Origin of the sequence: Paenibacillus sp. 1A_MP2 (assembly GCF_052244825.1) — a bacterium.
In the GTDB taxonomy this organism is placed as follows: domain Bacteria; phylum Bacillota; class Bacilli; order Paenibacillales; family Paenibacillaceae; genus Paenibacillus; species Paenibacillus vandeheii.
On record NZ_JBQQCS010000001.1, the window covers coordinates 2,028,558 to 2,047,170 of the forward strand.

12 protein-coding genes, 2 pseudogenes and 2 riboswitches are annotated in these 18,613 nt (G+C 48.5%); of the genes and pseudogenes, 11 read left to right on the forward strand and 3 right to left on the reverse strand.

Going from position 1 to position 18,613, the window contains the following annotated elements; translation table 11 throughout:
* Positions 1–77 precede the first annotated feature (77 nt).
* The 11 genes from ACTWJ7_RS10060 to ptsP all read left to right on the forward strand — a co-directional run bounded on the left by ACTWJ7_RS10060 (position 78) and on the right by ptsP (position 13,690).
* Complete coding sequence (locus ACTWJ7_RS10060; RefSeq protein WP_301878311.1) at positions 78–1,259, forward strand: galactokinase; 1,182 nt, start codon at positions 78–80, stop codon at positions 1,257–1,259.
* A 1-nt stretch (position 1,260) separates the two neighbouring features.
* Positions 1,261–2,250, forward strand: a complete 990-nt coding sequence (gene galE, locus ACTWJ7_RS10065; protein WP_301878310.1) for a UDP-glucose 4-epimerase GalE — start codon at positions 1,261–1,263, stop codon at positions 2,248–2,250.
* Between the two features lie 74 nt (positions 2,251–2,324).
* Entirely contained in the window at positions 2,325–3,863 is a 1,539-nt protein-coding gene (locus ACTWJ7_RS10070; RefSeq protein WP_443146359.1) for a UDP-glucose--hexose-1-phosphate uridylyltransferase, read from the forward strand.
* A 157-nt stretch (positions 3,864–4,020) separates the two neighbouring features.
* Positions 4,021–4,608, forward strand: a complete 588-nt coding sequence (locus ACTWJ7_RS10075; RefSeq protein ID WP_301878309.1) for an MSMEG_1061 family FMN-dependent PPOX-type flavoprotein — start codon at positions 4,021–4,023, stop codon at positions 4,606–4,608.
* 91 nt (positions 4,609–4,699) lie between these two features.
* Positions 4,700–5,863, forward strand: a complete 1,164-nt coding sequence (locus ACTWJ7_RS10080) for an iron-containing alcohol dehydrogenase (protein ID WP_301878308.1) — start codon at positions 4,700–4,702, stop codon at positions 5,861–5,863.
* Between the two features lie 260 nt (positions 5,864–6,123).
* A complete protein-coding gene (locus ACTWJ7_RS10085; protein WP_301878307.1) occupies positions 6,124–6,660 on the forward strand; it encodes a protease in 537 nt (178 codons plus the stop codon).
* Between the two features lie 54 nt (positions 6,661–6,714).
* On the forward strand, positions 6,715–8,271 hold the full coding sequence (locus ACTWJ7_RS10090) for a flotillin family protein (RefSeq protein ID WP_079350660.1): 1,557 nt from the start codon (positions 6,715–6,717) through the stop codon (positions 8,269–8,271).
* Between the two features lie 164 nt (positions 8,272–8,435).
* The gene (gene glcT / locus ACTWJ7_RS10095; protein ID WP_301878306.1) at positions 8,436–9,290 is read left to right on the forward strand and encodes a glucose PTS transporter transcription antiterminator GlcT; all 855 of its coding nucleotides are present in this window, start codon (positions 8,436–8,438) and stop codon (positions 9,288–9,290) included.
* Between the two features lie 287 nt (positions 9,291–9,577).
* Positions 9,578–11,632, forward strand: a complete 2,055-nt coding sequence (gene ptsG, locus ACTWJ7_RS10100; RefSeq protein ID WP_079350659.1) for a glucose-specific PTS transporter subunit IIBC — start codon at positions 9,578–9,580, stop codon at positions 11,630–11,632.
* 77 nt (positions 11,633–11,709) lie between these two features.
* Positions 11,710–11,985, forward strand: coding sequence for an HPr family phosphocarrier protein (locus ACTWJ7_RS10105; protein WP_024633102.1), 276 nt, complete (start codon positions 11,710–11,712; stop codon positions 11,983–11,985).
* A complete protein-coding gene (gene ptsP / locus ACTWJ7_RS10110) occupies positions 11,978–13,690 on the forward strand; it encodes a phosphoenolpyruvate--protein phosphotransferase (protein WP_285078846.1) in 1,713 nt (570 codons plus the stop codon). The genes ACTWJ7_RS10105 and ptsP overlap by 8 nt, the downstream gene beginning before the upstream one ends.
* Before the next feature lie 310 nt (positions 13,691–14,000).
* Here ptsP and gcvPB read toward each other — a convergent pair whose 3' ends face one another.
* From gcvPB to gcvT, 3 genes and pseudogenes are all read right to left on the reverse strand, one after another.
* Positions 14,001–15,479: an aminomethyl-transferring glycine dehydrogenase subunit GcvPB gene (gcvPB, locus tag ACTWJ7_RS10115; protein ID WP_301878455.1), complete on the reverse strand. Its 1,479-nt coding sequence runs from the start codon at positions 15,477–15,479 to the stop codon at positions 14,001–14,003.
* 95 nt (positions 15,480–15,574) lie between these two features.
* Positions 15,575–16,929, reverse strand: a pseudogene (gcvPA, locus tag ACTWJ7_RS10120) (aminomethyl-transferring glycine dehydrogenase subunit GcvPA).
* Positions 16,926–18,061 (reverse strand): annotated as a pseudogene (gcvT, locus tag ACTWJ7_RS10125) (glycine cleavage system aminomethyltransferase GcvT). The pseudogenes gcvPA and gcvT overlap by 4 nt, the downstream one beginning before the upstream one ends.
* Before the next feature lie 197 nt (positions 18,062–18,258).
* Positions 18,259–18,359: riboswitch (glycine riboswitch) on the reverse strand.
* 3 nt (positions 18,360–18,362) lie between these two features.
* A riboswitch (glycine riboswitch) is annotated at positions 18,363–18,486 on the reverse strand.
* Positions 18,487–18,613: the final 127 nt, after the last annotated feature.

Genomic DNA, 18,613 nt, shown 5'->3' on the forward strand with positions numbered 1-18,613 from the left:
TTGCATTTCAAGGGGGACCGCCTTCTTGTATAATAACATTAAGAAAACCAACAACATTGAGATGGGGTGCAGCAGCAATGAACATAAATGAATTGAAACAAAAGTTTATTGACAAGTACGGAGAGAGTGGAGCGGACATCCGTGTATTCCATGCCCCTGGGCGGGTGAATCTGATCGGTGAGCACATTGACTATAATGGTGGATACGTGCTTCCGGCAGCGCTTGAATTCGGTACCACATTGATTATCCGCGAGCGTGAGGACAACAAGTTGCAGTTGGCTTCCACCAATATGCCCTATGAAGGAACGCTGGATACGTCCTCCATTGGCAAGGAGAAAACAGGGGAATGGACGGATTATCCGGTCGGCGTCATGGTTGAACTTCAAGGCAAAGGCGTGAAAGTAACCAAAGGTTATGATTTCCTCTACCATGGAGAAATTCCGAACGGCGCAGGACTTTCCTCTTCCGCATCGCTGGAGGTTCTCACCGGGTATGCCATTCAGTCCCTCGAAGGTGTAAAGGATATCGATACGGTTCAGCTGGCGCTTGTGTCTCAAAAGGCGGAGAACGAATTCGTCGGTGTTAACTGCGGCATTATGGATCAGTTTGCTGTAGCCAATGGCGCAGAGGATCATGCGATCCTGCTGATGTGTGACACCCTTGAGTATGAAAAAGTTCCATTCCGTACCGGCGCCTATAAGCTGGTCATTGGTAACACGAACAAACGCCGCGGTTTGGTGGACTCGGCTTACAATGAACGGCGTTCTCAATGCGAGCAGGCACTTGCCATTTTGAAAGAACAGCTGCCTGCGCTGAACTACCTGGCGCAACTTACACCAGAACAGTTCATCACACTCCAGGATCATATCAAGGATGAGAAGGTAAGACAGCGTGCCCAGCACGTGGTGGAAGAGAATGCACGTGTACTTGCATCGGTGGAGGCACTTCGTGATAACGATCTCGAAACCTTCGGCAAGCTGATGAATGCTTCTCATGAATCGCTTCGTTATCTCTATGAAGTGAGCTGCGAAGAGCTGGACGTGATGGTAGAGGAAGCACAACGAATTCCGGGAACTCTTGGTGCACGCATGACCGGAGCCGGATTCGGCGGATGTACGGTATCCCTTGTCCATGAGGACGATGTGGATCGTTTTGTAACTGAAGTTGGAGCAGCCTATGAAGCACGCACCAGTCTCAAAGGCGAGTTCTATGTATGCGGAGTGGGCGACGGCGTTAAAGAATTGAAGGAGGCGAAGTAAGATGGCGATTTTGGTGACAGGTGGAGCAGGATATATTGGTTCTCATACGGTAGCGGCTTTGTTGGAGCGTGGCGAAGAGGTTGTTGTTGTGGATAACTTGCAGTCAGGGCATCGTGAAGCTCTGCTGGGTGGGAAATTATATGAAGGAGATCTGCGTGACAAGGAACTTCTGGCGAAGCTGTTCGCTGAGAATACCATCGATGCAGTCATTCACTTTGCAGCCAATTCATTAGTTGGCGAGAGCATGAAAGATCCTGTGAAATACTACGACAACAATGTGTTTGGCACATTGTGTCTGCTGGAAGCGATGAATGCAGCGAATGTACGTCGCATCGTCTTCTCCTCTACAGCTGCCACTTATGGCGAGCCGGAGAAAGTGCCTATTGAAGAGAGCGACCGCACAGAGCCTACGAACGTATACGGTGAAACCAAGCTCATGATGGAGCGCATGATGTCCTGGTTCGACAAAGTACAGGACATCAAATACGTCTCCCTGCGTTACTTCAATGCAGCCGGAGCCCATGACAGTGGCAAAATTGGTGAAGATCATCAGCCAGAGAGTCATCTCATTCCACTCGTGCTGCAAACGGCTTTAAAACAACGTCCTCATATCGCCGTGTTTGGTGACGACTACGCGACTGAAGACGGAACTTGTGTACGTGATTACATCCACGTAAGTGATCTGGCGGACGCGCATCTGCGGGCCGTAGACTATCTCCGTAAAGGCGAGAACAGCAACGTGTTCAACTTGGGTAACGGTCAAGGCTTCTCAGTTAAACAGGTTATTGAGACGGCCAAGAAAGTGACCGGTCTGGACATTCCGGTTGTTCAGGAACCACGTCGTGCGGGTGATCCGGCTGTACTGGTGGCATCGTCTGCCAAAGCCAGATCCGTACTGGGCTGGAACCCGAAATGGACGAATCTTGAAGATGTCATTCAAAGCGCATGGAGCTGGCACCAGTCTCATCCTGAAGGCTACGGAAAAAACTAGGAGGCGAATATTGATATGTCACAGACTCATATTGCAGCAGGTGCCACAGAGCGGACCCGGAGCAGCAGGAAGCACTGCATGCCATTGAACGTCTGGTAGCATTTGCCTTGCAGAACAAACTGATTGAAGAAGCGGATCTGGATTACAGTCGTAATCTGCTGCTGGAGCAGTTCGGGTTCTCTGAGCCGTATGCCGGAGTATTAAACGAGACGGTGTTGGATGGACCACAACCGTTGCTGGATACACTGATTGACTACGGATTTGAAATTGGACTTATACCCGAAAATACGGACACGTACCGTGATTTGCTCGATGCGAAAATTATGGGTCAATTAATGGCCCGTCCATCCGAGGTGGTGCGCGCATTCCGCCATACGGAGCAGACCGAAGGCATTGAGGCGGCTACTTCCCAATTTTATGAGCTCTCGATTCACTCCAACTACATTCGGATGGACCGCATCTCCAAAAATGTGTACTGGACACAGGATACAGCTTATGGCGATATGGAGATTACAATTAACCTGTCCAAGCCGGAGAAAAGCCCGAAGGAAATCGCGATGGCAAAGCTGCTTCCGCCTCCGGTGTATCCAAAGTGCCAGCTCTGTCGTGAAAATGTGGGCTATGCCGGTCGGGTCAACCACCCGGCTCGTCAAAACCTGCGTGTCATACCATTGGAATTGAACGGCGAACCTTGGTTCTTCCAGTACTCGCCATACGTGTACTACAACGAGCACTGCATTATTTTCCATCACGATCATGTGCCGATGAAATTGACCAAGGATACGCTGCGTAGGCTGCTGGCCTTCGTGGGAGAGTACCCTCATTACTTCATCGGTTCCAATGCCGATCTGCCCATCGTTGGCGGCTCCATACTGACCCATGACCATTTCCAGGGTGGACGTCATACCTTTGCGATTCAAAATGCGAAGCCAGAGGCGGTATTCCGCCATCCAGATTCGCCGGGACTTACGCTTAGCCTTGTGAAATGGCCAATGTCCGTACTGCGACTGGCTTCACATGATCCGGCTGAGCTGCTCGAAGCGGGCAATGCCGTTTATGAAGCGTGGAAGGTGTACAGTGATTCTACTGTGGAGATCGAGGCATTCAGTGAGGTTGACGGAGAGCTGATTCCGCACAACACGGTTACTCCGATCGTTCGCCGCAGTGCAGACGGTGGCTATGAGATGGACCTCGTACTGCGGAACAATCGCACAAATGATGAACATCCCGAAGGGATTTTCCACCCGCACCGCGAGATGCATCATCTGAAGAAGGAGAACATTGGACTCATCGAAGTGATGGGGCTTGCCATCCTGCCAGGTCGTTTGAAAGAAGAGCTGGACAGCATCGCGGATATTCTCGCTGGGGATATCAAGCTTGCCGAGGCAGCCAAAGCTTCCGAACATGTGTTGAACAAGCATCTGAGCTGGGCAGAGGAACTGATTGAACGTTTCGGTCCCAACCTGAACAAGGAGCAAGCTGTTACGCTTGTACAACAGGAAGTAGGTTTGAAATTCGCCGAAATTCTGGAGCATGCAGGTGTCTACAAATACGATGAGTCAGGGCGTCAGGCCTTCCGTCGTTTCTTGACCAGCATGGGATACACTGAATAACAGGTATAACGAGAAACACCAGCTCATACAAGGGCTGGTGTTTTGATTTGTTTGACTTGTAAAAATCGAAGAATACTTCTTTTCAATTCACACATGTATAATGTTAGAAGAAAAGTCATTGATACTCCTTATCATGAGAAGAAAAGGGGATACGAAAATGGAAAAAAAGGCTTTGAATTTACCATTGGTAGCCGATGCAGAGGAACAGCAAAACATGGTGGGACAACCAAGTGAACAAGTGCGCAACAAGGTGATTTCGTTTGTGGATTCACATGTCCAGCAATTTCTGTCCATGTCGCCATTATTTTTCCTGTCCACTTCAGACAGTTCAAGTAAAAGTGATGTATCCCCTCGTGGTGATGAAGCAGGCTTTGTGAAAGTTCTCGATCAATATCGGCTTGTTTATCCCGAACGTCCGGGTAATCGCCGAATCGACTCGCTGCTGAATATTCTGTCCAACCCGGGAGTTGGCATGATCTTTCTAATTCCAGGTATGAATGAAGTGCTGCGTATCAATGGGAGGGCTTCGATTACCAAGGATGAGGAATTTACCGCAAGTATGGGCTGGAGCGGTAAAACCATTGGGGCGGCTGTCATTGTGGATGTGGAAGAATGCTTCATTCATTGTCCAAGAGCGTTTAAACAGGCGGGATTATGGTCGTCTGAGACATGGGTGGATAAGGAAAGCCAGCCTTCAACCAGCGAAATGTTCCGTGCACACTTGCAGATCAACGGGTTGATATAAAGTGAGTGGCTATGGATTTGTTTTTATATAATCGGGGTACTATAATGGGAGTTGCAATAAAATATGAATCTCCATTGGAGGCGACATAGATATGAGATCTTTTCAATTTTATAATCCAACCCGATTGATTTTCGGTAAAGGTCAGCTGGAAGCACTGAAAACTGAAGTACCGAAATACGGCAAACGGGTTCTGCTTGTATATGGTGGCGGCAGTATCAAACGCAGCGGTTTGTACGATCAGGTGATCGGATTGCTCAAGGAAGTTGGAGCTGAAGTTACGGAGCTGGCTGGTGTGGAGCCGAACCCGCGTCTTTCGACTGTTCACCAAGGGGTAGACCTCTGCAAAACAAATAACATCGACTTGATTCTTGCTGTAGGCGGCGGCAGTGTACTGGATTGTGCCAAGGCAATTGCCGTAGGTGCCAAGTATGATGGCGACATGTGGGACTTTGCTCAGCGCAAAGCCGTTGCACAGGATGCTCTTCCACTCGGTACCGTGCTCACAATGGCTGCAACCGGTTCGGAAATGAACTCCGGTTCGGTTATTACGAATCAGGATACACAGGAGAAATTGGGCTGGGGCAGCGCGTATTCGTTCCCTGCGTTCTCGATCCTTGATCCGGTAAATACATATACCGTTCCTCTGGACCAAACGGTTTATGGCATGGTGGATATGATGTCCCACGTACTGGAGCATTACTTCCACCTGGATGCCAACACACCGGTTCAGCTCGGATTCTGTGAGACAATTCTGCGCACAGTTATGGATGCAGCACCTCGTCTGGTTGAAGACCTGGAGAACTATGAACTGCGTGAAACGATTCTGTACTGTGGAACGATGGCATTGAACGGCGTACTGAACATGGGTCTCGCTGGTGACTGGGCTACTCACAATATCGAACACGCGGTATCCGCAGTATATGATATCCCACATGGCGGAGGATTGGCGATTCTGTTCCCGCATTGGATGAAGCATAATCTGGACGTAAACGTGGATCGTTTCAAACGTCTGGCGATCAATGTGTTCGAAGTTAACCCTGAAGGTAAATCGGACAAACAGATTGCTGAAGAAGGCATCCAAGCGTTGAGCAAATTCTGGACATCCATTGGTGCGCCTAACCGTCTGGCTGATTATGATATCGATGACAGCCAAATTGAAGTTATGGCTGATAAAGCCATGCTCTTCGGCCCATTTGGTAACTTCAAAAAATTGCAACGTGAAGATGTTGTATCCATCTACAAGGCTTCTCTGTAAAAACAAAACATGAAGGCACAGCCATGTGTTCTGGAACCGCAAGTCTCCTTTAACGGAGATTTGCGGTTTTTTGATGTGAATAAGAGCAAATCTGAGAATGATCCAGCTAGTGGGTCATATTGCAATGAAAATAACCATTATCGGGTCTTGAATACAAATGAGGAAAGATTTTGAAACATCATGGCACCTTGCTACGTATTTATTTACATGAGGAATGCCCAGTTGGATGGAATTGCGGCAGAAGAGAGGAGGAACGGGGAATGGAGTCAATCTATTGGGGGTGTCTGATTGGAGGAGCCATATTTGCAGTCGTCAGCCTTGTGCTAGGTGACTTGATTGATGGCTTGCTGGACGGGGCCTTTGAATTGCCTGGCCTTGATTTTTTCAAACCTGTTGTGCTGGCTGGTTCCATAACGACGTTTGGCGGGGCCGGTATTATGCTGACACGTTATAGCTCGATAAGTGCGATTTCGGCACTGATACTATCCCTGCTTATAGGTATTGCTGCAGCCATGCTGGTATTCTTTGCATATATCAAGCCAATGCGTAACAGTGACGTCTCCATTGCGTTTTCCATGAAAGAGCTATCCGGGAAAATTGGAGAAATTACCATTCCGGTACCGGAAAAGGGTTTTGGAGAAGTCATGATTCGAATTGCTGCCGGTAATACAGTTCACACGGCATCCAGCTTCGAACATCGTCCCATTGCGGCGGGAGCGCGTGTTGTAGTTGTAGATGTAACCGAAGGTGTGCTGCGTGTATCGGAATGGGATGAAGATGTATTTAAAGATGTTTAAGGTAGTTTAACCGTTAGCATGTAAGCACTTATGGAATAAGGGGAGAGATGTGGAATGAGTAATTTTAATTTGGATATGGATGTATTGTTGATTCCTGCAATCGTTGTCGGTGTGATTCTGATTCTTGGTTTGGCTTTCTGGGCGAGGTACAAAACGGTTGGGCCGGATGAAGCGATGATCGTAACAGGTTCGTTCCTTGGCAGCAAAAACATTTCGGACGATGACTCCGGTCGAAAAATTAAAATTGTTCGTGGCGGCGGCGCATTTATCTTGCCGGTGTTCCAGCAATCGGAATTTATCTCACTGTTGTCCCATAAGCTGGATGTTTCCACACCGGAAGTATACACGGAACAGGGTGTACCGGTCATTGCCGATGGTGTCGCTATTATCAAGGTGGGAAGCGCTGTAGAAGACGTGGCTACCGCAGCGGAGCAATTCATTGGTAAACCAGTGGAGTCGTTAAGAGGTGAAGCACAGGAGGTTCTGGAGGGTCATTTGCGGGCCATCCTCGGAACGATGACGGTGGAGGAAGTATACCGTAACCGAGATCGCTTCGCGCAAGAGGTTCAAGGTGTAGCAGCCAGAGATCTGAAAAAAATGGGACTGCAAATTGTCTCGTTTACAATCAAAGACGTCCGTGACAAACAAGGTTATCTGGATGCTCTCGGTAAACCGAGAATAGCAGCCGTTAAGCGGGATGCTGAAATTGCGGAAGCGGAAGCGATGCGGGATGCACGTATTCAGAAGGCCAATGCGGAAGAGCAAGGGCAAAAAGCGGAGCTGCTGCGTGATACGAATATCGCTGAAGCTGCAAAAGAGAAGGAACTGAAAGTTGCGACGTTTAAGCGGGATCAGGATACAGCGAAAGCGGAAGCGGATCAGGCGTACCATATTCACGAAGCGCGTGCAAGACAAACCGTGGTAGAGGAAGAGATGAAGGTTGAACTCGTTCGTAAGGAACGTGAAATTGACCTGCAAGAGAAAGAAATTATCGTACGTGAGAAGCAATATGATGCTGAAGTGAAGAAAAAAGCAGAAGCCGATCGTTACGCGGTGGAGCAGGCTGCCGAAGCGGATAAAGCCAAAAGAATGCGTGAAGCCGATGCGATACAGTATTCCATCGAGACGCATGCTAAGGCAACAGCTGAGCAGAAGCGGCTGGAAGGGCAGGCTATGGCGGATGCAGAACTTGCCAAAGGTACAGCGGATTCAGAAGTTATTCGTCTGAGAGGTCTTGCTGAAGCAGAAGCGAAGGAGAAGCTGGCCGAAGCGTTCCAAAAGTTTGGCGAAGCAGCCGTGCTCGATATCATCGTCAAAATGCTGCCTGAACTTGCTGGTAAAATTGCCGAGCCGATTTCCGCAATTGATAAGCTGACCGTTGTGGATACAGGTAAGGGTGAAGGCGCTGCTCGTGTAAGCAATTATGTAACAGAGCTCATGGCAACGGCTCCCGAGATGCTCAAAAGTGTCTCCGGCATTGATGTGGAGCAGTTAATTAAAGGTTTCACCAAGCCTAAAACAGCAGCACCGATTGCTATTCAACAGAGTGAGCCTGTAACGACTCCCTCTATAATCGACAAGATTGTGGAAAAAGCTGGTGTTGATGAGTAAGACAACGAGTCGTAAAGCACTTATGCTCTATTGACCTTAAGACGAATTTTTGTTACTTTTTAAGCGAGACGTCCGGCGCGGTTTGCCCGCTTCCGGATGTCTTTTCGTTCTTACTATGGTGTGACTGAATCACACCTAAGATGGTGTGAAAAGAGGTGCAAACATTGAGTAGCCTGCAAGTAGCCAAAGCTCTAAATAATAATGTAATTATTGCACAGCATCCTGAACATGGAGAAGTTGTCGTGATTGGTAAAGGCATCGGCTTCAATCGGAAAACAAATGACATTATTCCACTGATGGCTGTGGAGAAGATGTTCATTCTGAGAAACCAGCAGGAGCAAGAGCAGTATAAACAGCTTCTTCCACAAGTGGATGAAGCCTTGATTGAAATCATTAATGAAGTCATTACGTATATTGCAGAACATACGGACGTTCCTTTAAACGAACATATTCATATCGCATTGACCGATCATATTTCTTTTGCATTAAAGCGGAAAGAACAAGGCATTGTCATCCAGAATCCATTTCTATATGAAACCCGTGAAATCTATCCTGACGAATATCGCATGGGTGATTATGCGGTGCGTTTGATTAAGGAAAAGTTGGGCGTAGATTTGGGAATGGATGAGATCGGTTTTATTGCCCTTCACATCTACAGTGCCATGACCAACCAAAATATTTCTCAAGTTCGGGAGCATTCCCAACTGATTACCGATTTGGTGAGCCTGGTGTCCACCCAACTGGATTATTCGTTTGAGACGGAATCACTCGACTACTCCCGGTTGCTGACCCATCTTCGATTCGCCTTGGAGCGCGTCCGTCGGGGAGACAAAGTGGAAGAACTTCATAAATTGGATTCCCTGTTGAAGTTGGAGTATCCTGAAATGTACTCGCTTGCATGGAAGCTAACCAAGGTGATGGAAAAGAGGTTGAATCTCCCTGTATATCCTGCTGAAGTAGGCTATCTGACCATTCATTTGCAACGCTTGAATCAAAGGAAAGAAGAAGAGAACAAGTGAAATAATTCCACTAGTGGAATTCTAATTCGACAAATTTCGTGTAAAGGCTTGCATCGCTTTTAAAGTGGTGCTACAATGATTTCCGTAATCAAGCAACTGAATAAACACAAACGACGTGTTACTGATTCGATCAGGCATGAGTTATATAGAGCGTGATTGTTCTTTCCTTATACCGGGTATGCTATACCCGAAGGTTGGATCAATTTCCTTTATTAACTCGTGCCTTTTTTGTTTTCCCTTGCTTGCTTCACAACATAAAAAATTAAAAGAAAGGGTGATACGACGCAATGTTTAAAAAGCTTTTTGGTGTGTTGCAAAGAGTAGGTAAAGCTCTTATGCTACCTGTAGCCATCCTGCCAGCGGCAGGTCTACTGCTAGGAATCGGTAATATGCTTGTGAACCCGGATTTCCTACAGTATGCTACTGTGTTAGATACTCCATGGGTGAGCTCAATCGCGACGATTATGATGAATGCAGGGCAGATCGTATTTGATAATCTGGCATTGCTGTTCGCTGTCGGGGTAGCCGTCGGGCTGGCCGGAGGTGAAGGTGTCGCAGGTCTTGCGGCCATCATCGGTTACTTGGTCATGAACGTTACTCTGGGTACGGCTGTTGGTGTTACGCCTGCGATGATCGGTGAAGTACCAGGTTACGCCAGCATCTTGGGTATCCCTACATTGAGTACCGGCGTGTTCGGAGGTATTATCATAGGTATTACCGCCGCACTATGCTACAATCGATTTTTCAAAATCGAACTGCCGTCTTACCTCGGATTCTTTGCAGGTAAACGCTTTGTCCCGATTATCACTTCAGTTGTTTCCCTCTTGATCGGGTTGCTTCTGGTGGTCATCTGGCCTCCGATTCAAAATGGACTGAATGCTGTATCTCACTTCATGGTAGATACAAGTCCGACATTATCGGCGTTCATTTTCGGGGTCGTAGAACGGTCACTTATTCCGTTCGGTCTGCATCACATTTTCTACTCGCCATTCTGGTTTGAGTTCGGTGAATATGTGAACAAAGCTGGAGATGTCATTCGTGGCGACCAGCAAATCTTCTTCAATCAACTGCGTGATGGTGTGAACCTTACCGCAGGAACGTTCCAAGTTGGTAAATTCCCGTTCATGATGTTCGGTTTGCCAGCTGCGGCACTTGCGATGTACCATGAAGCAAGACCGGAACACAAAAAGTATGTTGCAGGGATCATGGGATCAGCTGCGCTGACTTCGTTCCTGACAGGGATTACAGAGCCGCTTGAGTTCTCATTCCTGTTTGTAGCACCAATCCTGTTTGCAGTACACTGTATCTTTGCAGGTTTGTCTTTCATGACAATGCAAATTCTGGGAGTCAAAATCGGGATGACGTTCTCCGGTGGATTCATTGACTTCCTGATCTTCGGGATTATCCCGAATCGCACACCTTGGTGGGATGTTATCATCGTAGGTTTGATTCTTGCAGTGATTTACTATTTCGGATTCCGATTCATCATTCGCAAATTCAACCTCAAAACACCGGGACGTGAGGATGCAACTCCTGAAACAGCATCAGGTGGAGGCTCCGGATCAACGGATGATCTGCCTCACAACATTCTTGCTGCATTCGGTGGACAAGAGAATATCAAACATCTGGATGCCTGCATTACTCGTTTGCGGATTGAAGTAAATGAGAAATCCAGTGTAAATAAAGATCGTTTGAAACAATTGGGTGCATCTGGTGTGCTTGAGGTGGGTAATAATGTACAGGCCATCTTCGGTACACGCTCAGATACGATTAAATCCCAGATGCAGGATATCATTGCAGGACGAGTACCGGCACCAACGCCAGCAGCTGAGGTCAAACCAACTCCTGAAAAGGAGAAGGAACAGGGAGCAGAGGGCGAACGTATTGTTGCCGAGGACATCGTTATGCCTGTGAATGGTGAACTGATGGACATCACAAACGTTCCTGATCCGGTCTTTGCCGAGAAAATGACAGGTGACGGCTTTGCTGTTCTGCCTCATGATGGCAAGATTACATCGCCTGTATATGGCAAAGTGTTTAACGTATTTCCAAGCAAACATGCCGTGGGCATCATGTCTGACGGAGGCAAGGAAGTGCTTGTTCATATAGGTGTCAACACGGTGAAGCTGAAAGGTCAGGGCTTTAACGTGCTCGTGCAGGAAGGTGATCTGGTATCCGCAGGACAGCCGATTATGGAAGTAGATCTGGAGTATGTCAAAGCCAACGCGCCATCGATCATCTCTCCGGTCATTTTCACCAACCTGCCAGAAGGCTCAACAGTGACGCTCAAGAAGAGCGGCGTACTGAAAATTGGCGATCAGCCAATCATTGAGATAAAATAAGAAGTGTTACGACAATGGCAAGCAAGTGTAAATAGATGCAATGCCTAAACTAAATTATTGAAAGTGAGATGATTGTAATGCAACAAACATTCAGAATTACAGACGAAGATGGTATCCACGCACGTCCGGCGACAGCCCTGGTTAATACAGCAAACAAATTCAAAGGTGCAGAATCCTTTGCAGAAGCTAACGGTAAAAAAGTAACTTTGAAATCCATCCTGGGCGTACTTTCCCTTGGTCTGGAACAAGGCGACACCATCAACATCATCGTTGAAGGTGAAGGCGAAGCAGAAGCTCTTCAAGCTCTGACAGACGTTATGGTTAACGAAGGGCTGGGCGAAATTAATGCTTAATGTTTCTGGGATCGCGGCTTCGGCGGGTATTGCTATCGCCAAGGCGTTTATCTTGGAGCATCCCAATTACTCTGTAGAAAAACGCGAAATCAACGACGTTGACGCAGAGATCGCGAAACTCGACTCAGCTCTGGGCAAGTCCCAGGCTGAGCTTGAGGCGATCAAAGAGCGTACTTTACAAGAGCTTGGCGAGAAAAAAGCTGAGATTTTTGCTTCGCATTTGCTCATTTTGAATGACCCGGAACTGATTGATCCGGTTAAAGCGAAAATTGCAGATGATAAGGTTAATGCGGAATTCGCATTGAACGAAACAGCAACGCAATTTATCGAAATGTTCGAAAACATGAAGAGTGCTTACCTGCAGGAACGTGCTGCAGATATGCGTGATGTAACCAAACGTGTGCTGAATCACTTGCTTGGTATCGAATTCATGAGTCCAGCTGAGATCAGTGAAGAAGTGATCGTGCTTGCGGAGGATCTTACGCCTTCCGACACGGCTCAACTGAACCGTCAATATGTAAAAGGTTTTGCAACGAATATTGGTGGACGTACTTCGCACTCCGCAATCATGGCTCGTTCGCTTGAAATCCCTGCTGTCGTTGGAACCAAGGACATTCTGGCTCAAGCTAAACAAGGCGATATGATTATCGTTGACGGTTTGGACGGTCATGTACTTGTTAATCCAACGGATGATGTTATTGCTGAATATCGTTCCAAACAGGAGCAATACGATGCACAACGTGCCGAGTGGAGAAAACTGCGTGATGAGCCAACGGTAACAGTGGACAACGTTCATGTGGAACTGGCAGCCAACATTGGTACTCCGAATGATGTTGCCGGTGTTCTGGAAAATGGCGGCGAGGCTGTAGGCCTGTACCGTACCGAGTTCCTGTATATGGGCAGAGACAAGCTTCCTTCCGAGGACATTCAGTATAATGCTTACAAGGCTGTACTGGAGAAAATGGAAGGTAAACCTGTTGTCGTTCGTACACTCGACATCGGTGGAGACAAAGAGCTTCCATACCTGGATCTGCCAAAAGAAATGAATCCATTCCTCGGTTTCCGCGCAATTCGTCTGTGTCTGGACCGTCAGGATATATTCCGTACGCAATTGCGTGCATTGCTGCGTGCAAGCGTACATGGTAACCTGCGTGTCATGTTCCCGATGATCGCAACACTGGGGGAATTCCGTGAAGCGAAGGCTGTCCTGCTCGAAGAGAAGGAAAAGCTGGTCGCTGAAGGTATTGCTGTTTCAGACAGCATCCAACTGGGAATCATGGTCGAAATTCCTTCGACTGCGGTTCTGGCGGATCAATTTGCCAAAGAAGTGGACTTCTTCAGTATCGGAACAAACGATCTGATTCAATACACAATGGCTGCTGACCGTATGAACGAGCGTGTATCGTATCTGTATCAACCCTATAACCCTGCCATCTTGCGTTTGGTTAAAATGGTTATCGATGCAGCGCACCGTGAAGGTAAATGGGTTGGCATGTGTGGAGAGATGGCCGGAGACGAAACAGCAATTCCATTGCTGCTCGGTCTCGGACTGGATGAGTTCAGCATGAGCGCAACATCCATTCTGCCAGCTCGTAGTCAGATCACCAAACTGTCCCGTGCAGACATGCAAGAGCTTGCTGCCAAAGCACTGGATATGCAAACGGCTGAACAAGTCGTTGAATTGGTTCAAAGCATTCAAGCGTAATTTTATGGGGTTTCCACCCGATTTTAAGGGTTTCTTTTTCCGATAAAAAAGCTGCAGTCGTGCAGCGATTTTGCCGGTATCTGTTGTTACAGCAGATACCGGCTTTTTTTGTTTTAAGCGGAACTTTCTATTCTGCGGTTATCTATCGCAAAGAAGACGAAACATCGGTGATCATCCGCTGAGCCTTCGAAGAGACATACGATCAAAATTGAAAGCACTGGACCGAAGAGAATGAGATAAAACTAACAGGTTAAAAGGAAACAGCCGCACATAAGTGCGACTGTTTTTGGTCATTTATAACGATTAGCTTTCAACTGCAAGCGCAGTTCAATACAGGCTTACGGGCTGCTGTTGTTTCATCCAGACGGGTAACCGGTGTGCCATAAGGGGCATTGAGTACCAGTTCAGGTGTCTCTTCTGCTTCCTTGGCAATGCGGATCATCGTATCAATGAACCCATCCAATGTTTCTTTGCTCTCGGTTTCCGTCGGCTCGATCATAATGCACTCCTCCACGTTCAGCGGGAAGTACACGGTTGGCGGGTGATATCCAAAATCAAGCAATCGTTTGGCGACATCCAGTGTACGTACACCATACTGCTTCAATCCCCGGCCAGACATCACGAATTCATGTTTGCACACGCCTGGATACGGAATCTCGTAGTAAGGTGCGAGACGGGCCATCATGTAGTTGGCGTTGAGCACCGCGCATTCGGATACCCGGCGCAAGCCTTCAGGTCCATAGGTGCGAATGTAGGCATAGGCACGGACTAGAATACCAAAGTTGCCGTAATACGCTTTGACCCGGCCAATGGATTGATCGCTTTCGCGATCCAATGCATATATGCCCTCATCATTTTTGATGACCATCGGTTTCGGCAGAAACGGAATTAAGCGGCTCTTCACGCCAACCGGGCCGGCACCAGGTCCACCACCGCCGTGCGGAGTGCTCATCGTTTTATGCAAGTTTAGATGTACCACGTCAAAGCCCATATCGCCAGGGCGGGTGATGCCCATAATAGCATTGGAGTTGGCACCATCATAGTACAGCAGGCCACCAGCCTCATGCACGATGGAGGCAATCTCCTGAATGTCTTTTTCAAAAAGTCCGAGTGTGTTCGGATTGGTCAGCATCAACGCTGCGGTATCCGACCCTACAGCAGCGCGGAGTACGTCCAGATCTACCAGACCGTCTGCGCGGGAAGGGATTGTTACCGTTTCGAAACCTGCAACGGTTGCACTTGCCGGGTTGGTGCCGTGAGAAGAATCCGGTACGATGACTTTCGTACGCTGTTCACCACGACCTTCGTGGTAGGCCCGGATCATCATGAGTCCGGTCCATTCGCCGTGTGCGCCAGCGGCAGGTTGCAGTGTAACGGCATCCATACCGGTTAGGCCAGCAAGGTCATTTTGTAACGTGTAGAGCAGTTCAAGTGCACCTTGAATGCTGGATTCGTGCTGATATGGATGAATTTTGGCGAATCCGTTGTAACGGGCCACATCCTCATTAATCTTCGGATTATATTTCATCGTACAAGAACCTAGCGGATAGAATCCGTTATCTATTCCGAAATTACGACGAGACAGAGCAGTGTAGTGGCGAATGACGTCAACTTCAAAAACCTCAGGCAATGCTGCTGCTTCCGATCGAAGCATTTCCCGGGGAATCAGGGAATCGGCAGCTTGCCGGGGAACGTCGCATTCTGGCAAGGAGTACGCAACCCGACCCGGGCTACTGAGTTCAAAAATCAATGATTGCTCCGGTGCTGAAGAGGCAGCTTGGGCAGAGATTTTTGTAACTGTTTCCGCATGGCCCGAAGTGGAGACTGAGGTTACTGTTTCCGGTTGTCCTGTTCCTGAAGTTGCCTTTGTTGTCGTTTCCTGAGTCACAGCGATCCCTCCAATACACGTGCGAATTCGTCTATCTCTTCCTTGCTGCGTCGTTCGGTAACGGCAATGAGCATATGTCCGGCGAGCTCGGAATACTCTCTTCCAAGTTCATACCCGCCAATGAAGCCGGCATCGAGTAATTTCAGTTGCAGGGCATCCACATTTGTTGCTTCAGGCAGTTGGATAACAAACTCATTAAACGTTGGTGCAGTAAACGTAGAGAGACCCCTGGAATTGCGGTAAGTGTGTTCAGGGCATAATGGCTCTTTTGCAAATTCAAATCAGCGACATCGATCATACCTTGTTTACCCATGATGGACATATAGACAGAGGCACTCAGTGCGAGCAAAGCCTGGTTGGAACAGATGTTGGACGTCGCCTTTTCACGACGAATATGCTGTTCACGTGCTTGCAGCGTGAGTACAAAACCACGCTTTCCGTTGCGGTCCGTTGTCTGGCCTACAATTCGGCCAGGAATCCGGCGCATATGAGCCTGGGATACGGCGAAATATCCGCATGTCGGGCCGCCAAGTGAAGCGGCGATACCAAGGGGCTGTGCGTCGCCAACGACGATGTCAGCACCCAGCTTGCCTGGGGCTTCCAGCAGACCCAGCGATAGCGGGTTGGCGCTGACCACGAGCAGGCTTTTGTGCGCATGCGCAAGATCTGCGGCCTGTTTTACATTTTCCACGGCGCCGAAGAAGTTCGGGCTCTGGATCATGACGGCTGCGGTGTCATCGGACACAGCGGCTTGCAGGGCATCCCAGTCTGTTACACCATTTTGATACCCAATCTCAACGATCTCCAGATTGAGGCCATGTGCATAAGCTTGCAATACCTGACGGGATTCGGGATGCACGGTACGTGACACAATCAGCTGTTTGCGGCGGGTTGCCGCTGCGGCAAGATTGCCTGCTTCTGCGAATGCAGTCGCGCCATCGTACATGCTGGCATTGGCTACAGCCATGCCTGTTAACTCACAGATGTAGGATTGAAACTCGAAAATCGCCTGTAATTCTCCCTGGCTGATCTCGGGTTGATAAGGAGTATAGGCAGTATAAAACTCGGAACGGGAGATGACATGATTAATGACGGAAGGAACGTGGTGATCATAAATGCCTGCACCCAGGAAACTGGCGTGTGTCTCGAAGTTGGCATTGGCTCCCGCTTGCTTTGACATATGACGTGTGAGTGCATATTCATCCAGTTTGGAGGAAACAGGCAGTTCACCCTGATAGCGAATCTCCTGTGGAATGTCATGGAACAGATCCTCAATTGTTTCCACACCGATGGTTGCCAGCATGGCACTCTGATCCTGCTCGGTCATGGGAATATAGCGGTGCTTGCTCATGCTTGATCAGCTCCTTGAGTAGGTGTCTTTGGCGCACGTGTCCGTTTATGAAAAGGGGTCTTCACGACCTCGGCTTTCAGTTTCTTGTCACGAATCTCAATCTCCAGCGGGGTACCCAGTGCAGCATATTTGCTGTCAATCAAGGCCAGCCCCAGATTGCGTTTTAGCGTAGGGGATTGGGTGCCTGTGGTTACTTCACCAATCTGTACGCCTTCGGCGTATATCGGATAATGGGGGCGGGAATACCACGCTCCAGCACTTCGATGCCGACCAGCTTGCGGGCAGGCCCATCATTTTTTTGCTGCAACAAGGCTTCATGTCCGATAAACGGCCCGGCATTCAGCTTCACAAACATGCCAACGCCAGCCTCCAGCGGCGAGATGGTTGCAGACAGCTCCTGTCCATACAGGGGAAGCTTGGCTTCAAAGCGCAGCGTATCCCGGGCACCCAGTCCGGTCGGAACGAGTCCGTAACCTTCTCCCGCCTGCATCAATCCGTTCCAGACCACAGCGGCCTGTTCGGCAGGAACATAGAGCTCAAATCCGTCTTCACCCGTATATCCGGTGCGGGATAACAGTAAAGTAACGCCACATACCTTTGCATTCGGTACAAAACGGAAAGGCTCAATCGAAGACACATCAGTGTCTGTCACCTTTGCGAGAATATCCACAGCAAGTGGGCCTTGCAGGGCAAGCAGCGCCGTTTGTTCGGAATCATTAGTCATCGTTACGCCTGGCGACATGTGCTGCTGCAGCCATGACCAGTCCTTGTCGATGTTGGAGGCATTAACCACCAGCAAATAATGCTGGTCTTTCAGTTTATAGATCAACAGATCATCGACCACGCCGCCATCCGGATAACACATTAACGTGTATTGAGCCTGACCGGGAACGAGTGTTGTTACATCATTGGTCGTCATGTGCTGTAAAAAAGCTTCCGCGTGTTCACCTTGTACGGTGAATTCACCCATGTGGGATACATCAAATAATCCGGCACGTTCTCGTACCGCTTCATGCTCTTTCTGAATTCCGCTGAATTGTACCGGGAGCTCCCAGCCACCAAAATCAATGCATCGTACGCCTTCATACTGCTGATAGAGTGGAAAGAGTGGGGTTCTAAGCAAATCGGACATCCAATCACCTCGTCATGGGCCGTCAACCGGCCGAGTGTCTAACCGTGGATCAATGAATCTGGCATCAACATTTAATTATAAAAGTAAGGTAAGGACGCTATAGGCAGCGCCGCTCTATAACCTGTTTTCGTTTTTTTGGGAAAAGGAAAAGGACAGGCCAAAGAACCGGCATGCCAGAAGCACGCTGTATTCTTAGGCTCTGTCCTTGGTACCTGAGAGTTACCCCGCCGCATGATGCAGCAGGTTTCCCCTTGGGTGATCCTAACGCCCACACAGGGCGAATAGATGCTCTCCAGAGTTGCGTCCCGTAAAAGTCCTTTTGCCTGAGAGATTCACCTCCCGCTTGTCGGTGGTTTACTCCTTCGGCGTTACCGCATGTACACCCTGATTCGGGTGTCAAGGGTAATCTCTCCCTTTACATTCATCCGCGGGTAATGCATAGACCAACAAACATATTTACTACTCTCATTAAAGCCTGAATCGACTATTGATGTCAAGAACGATATCATAGAAATCAACAAAAAATCCGAATGATATTTCAATATGATTCTG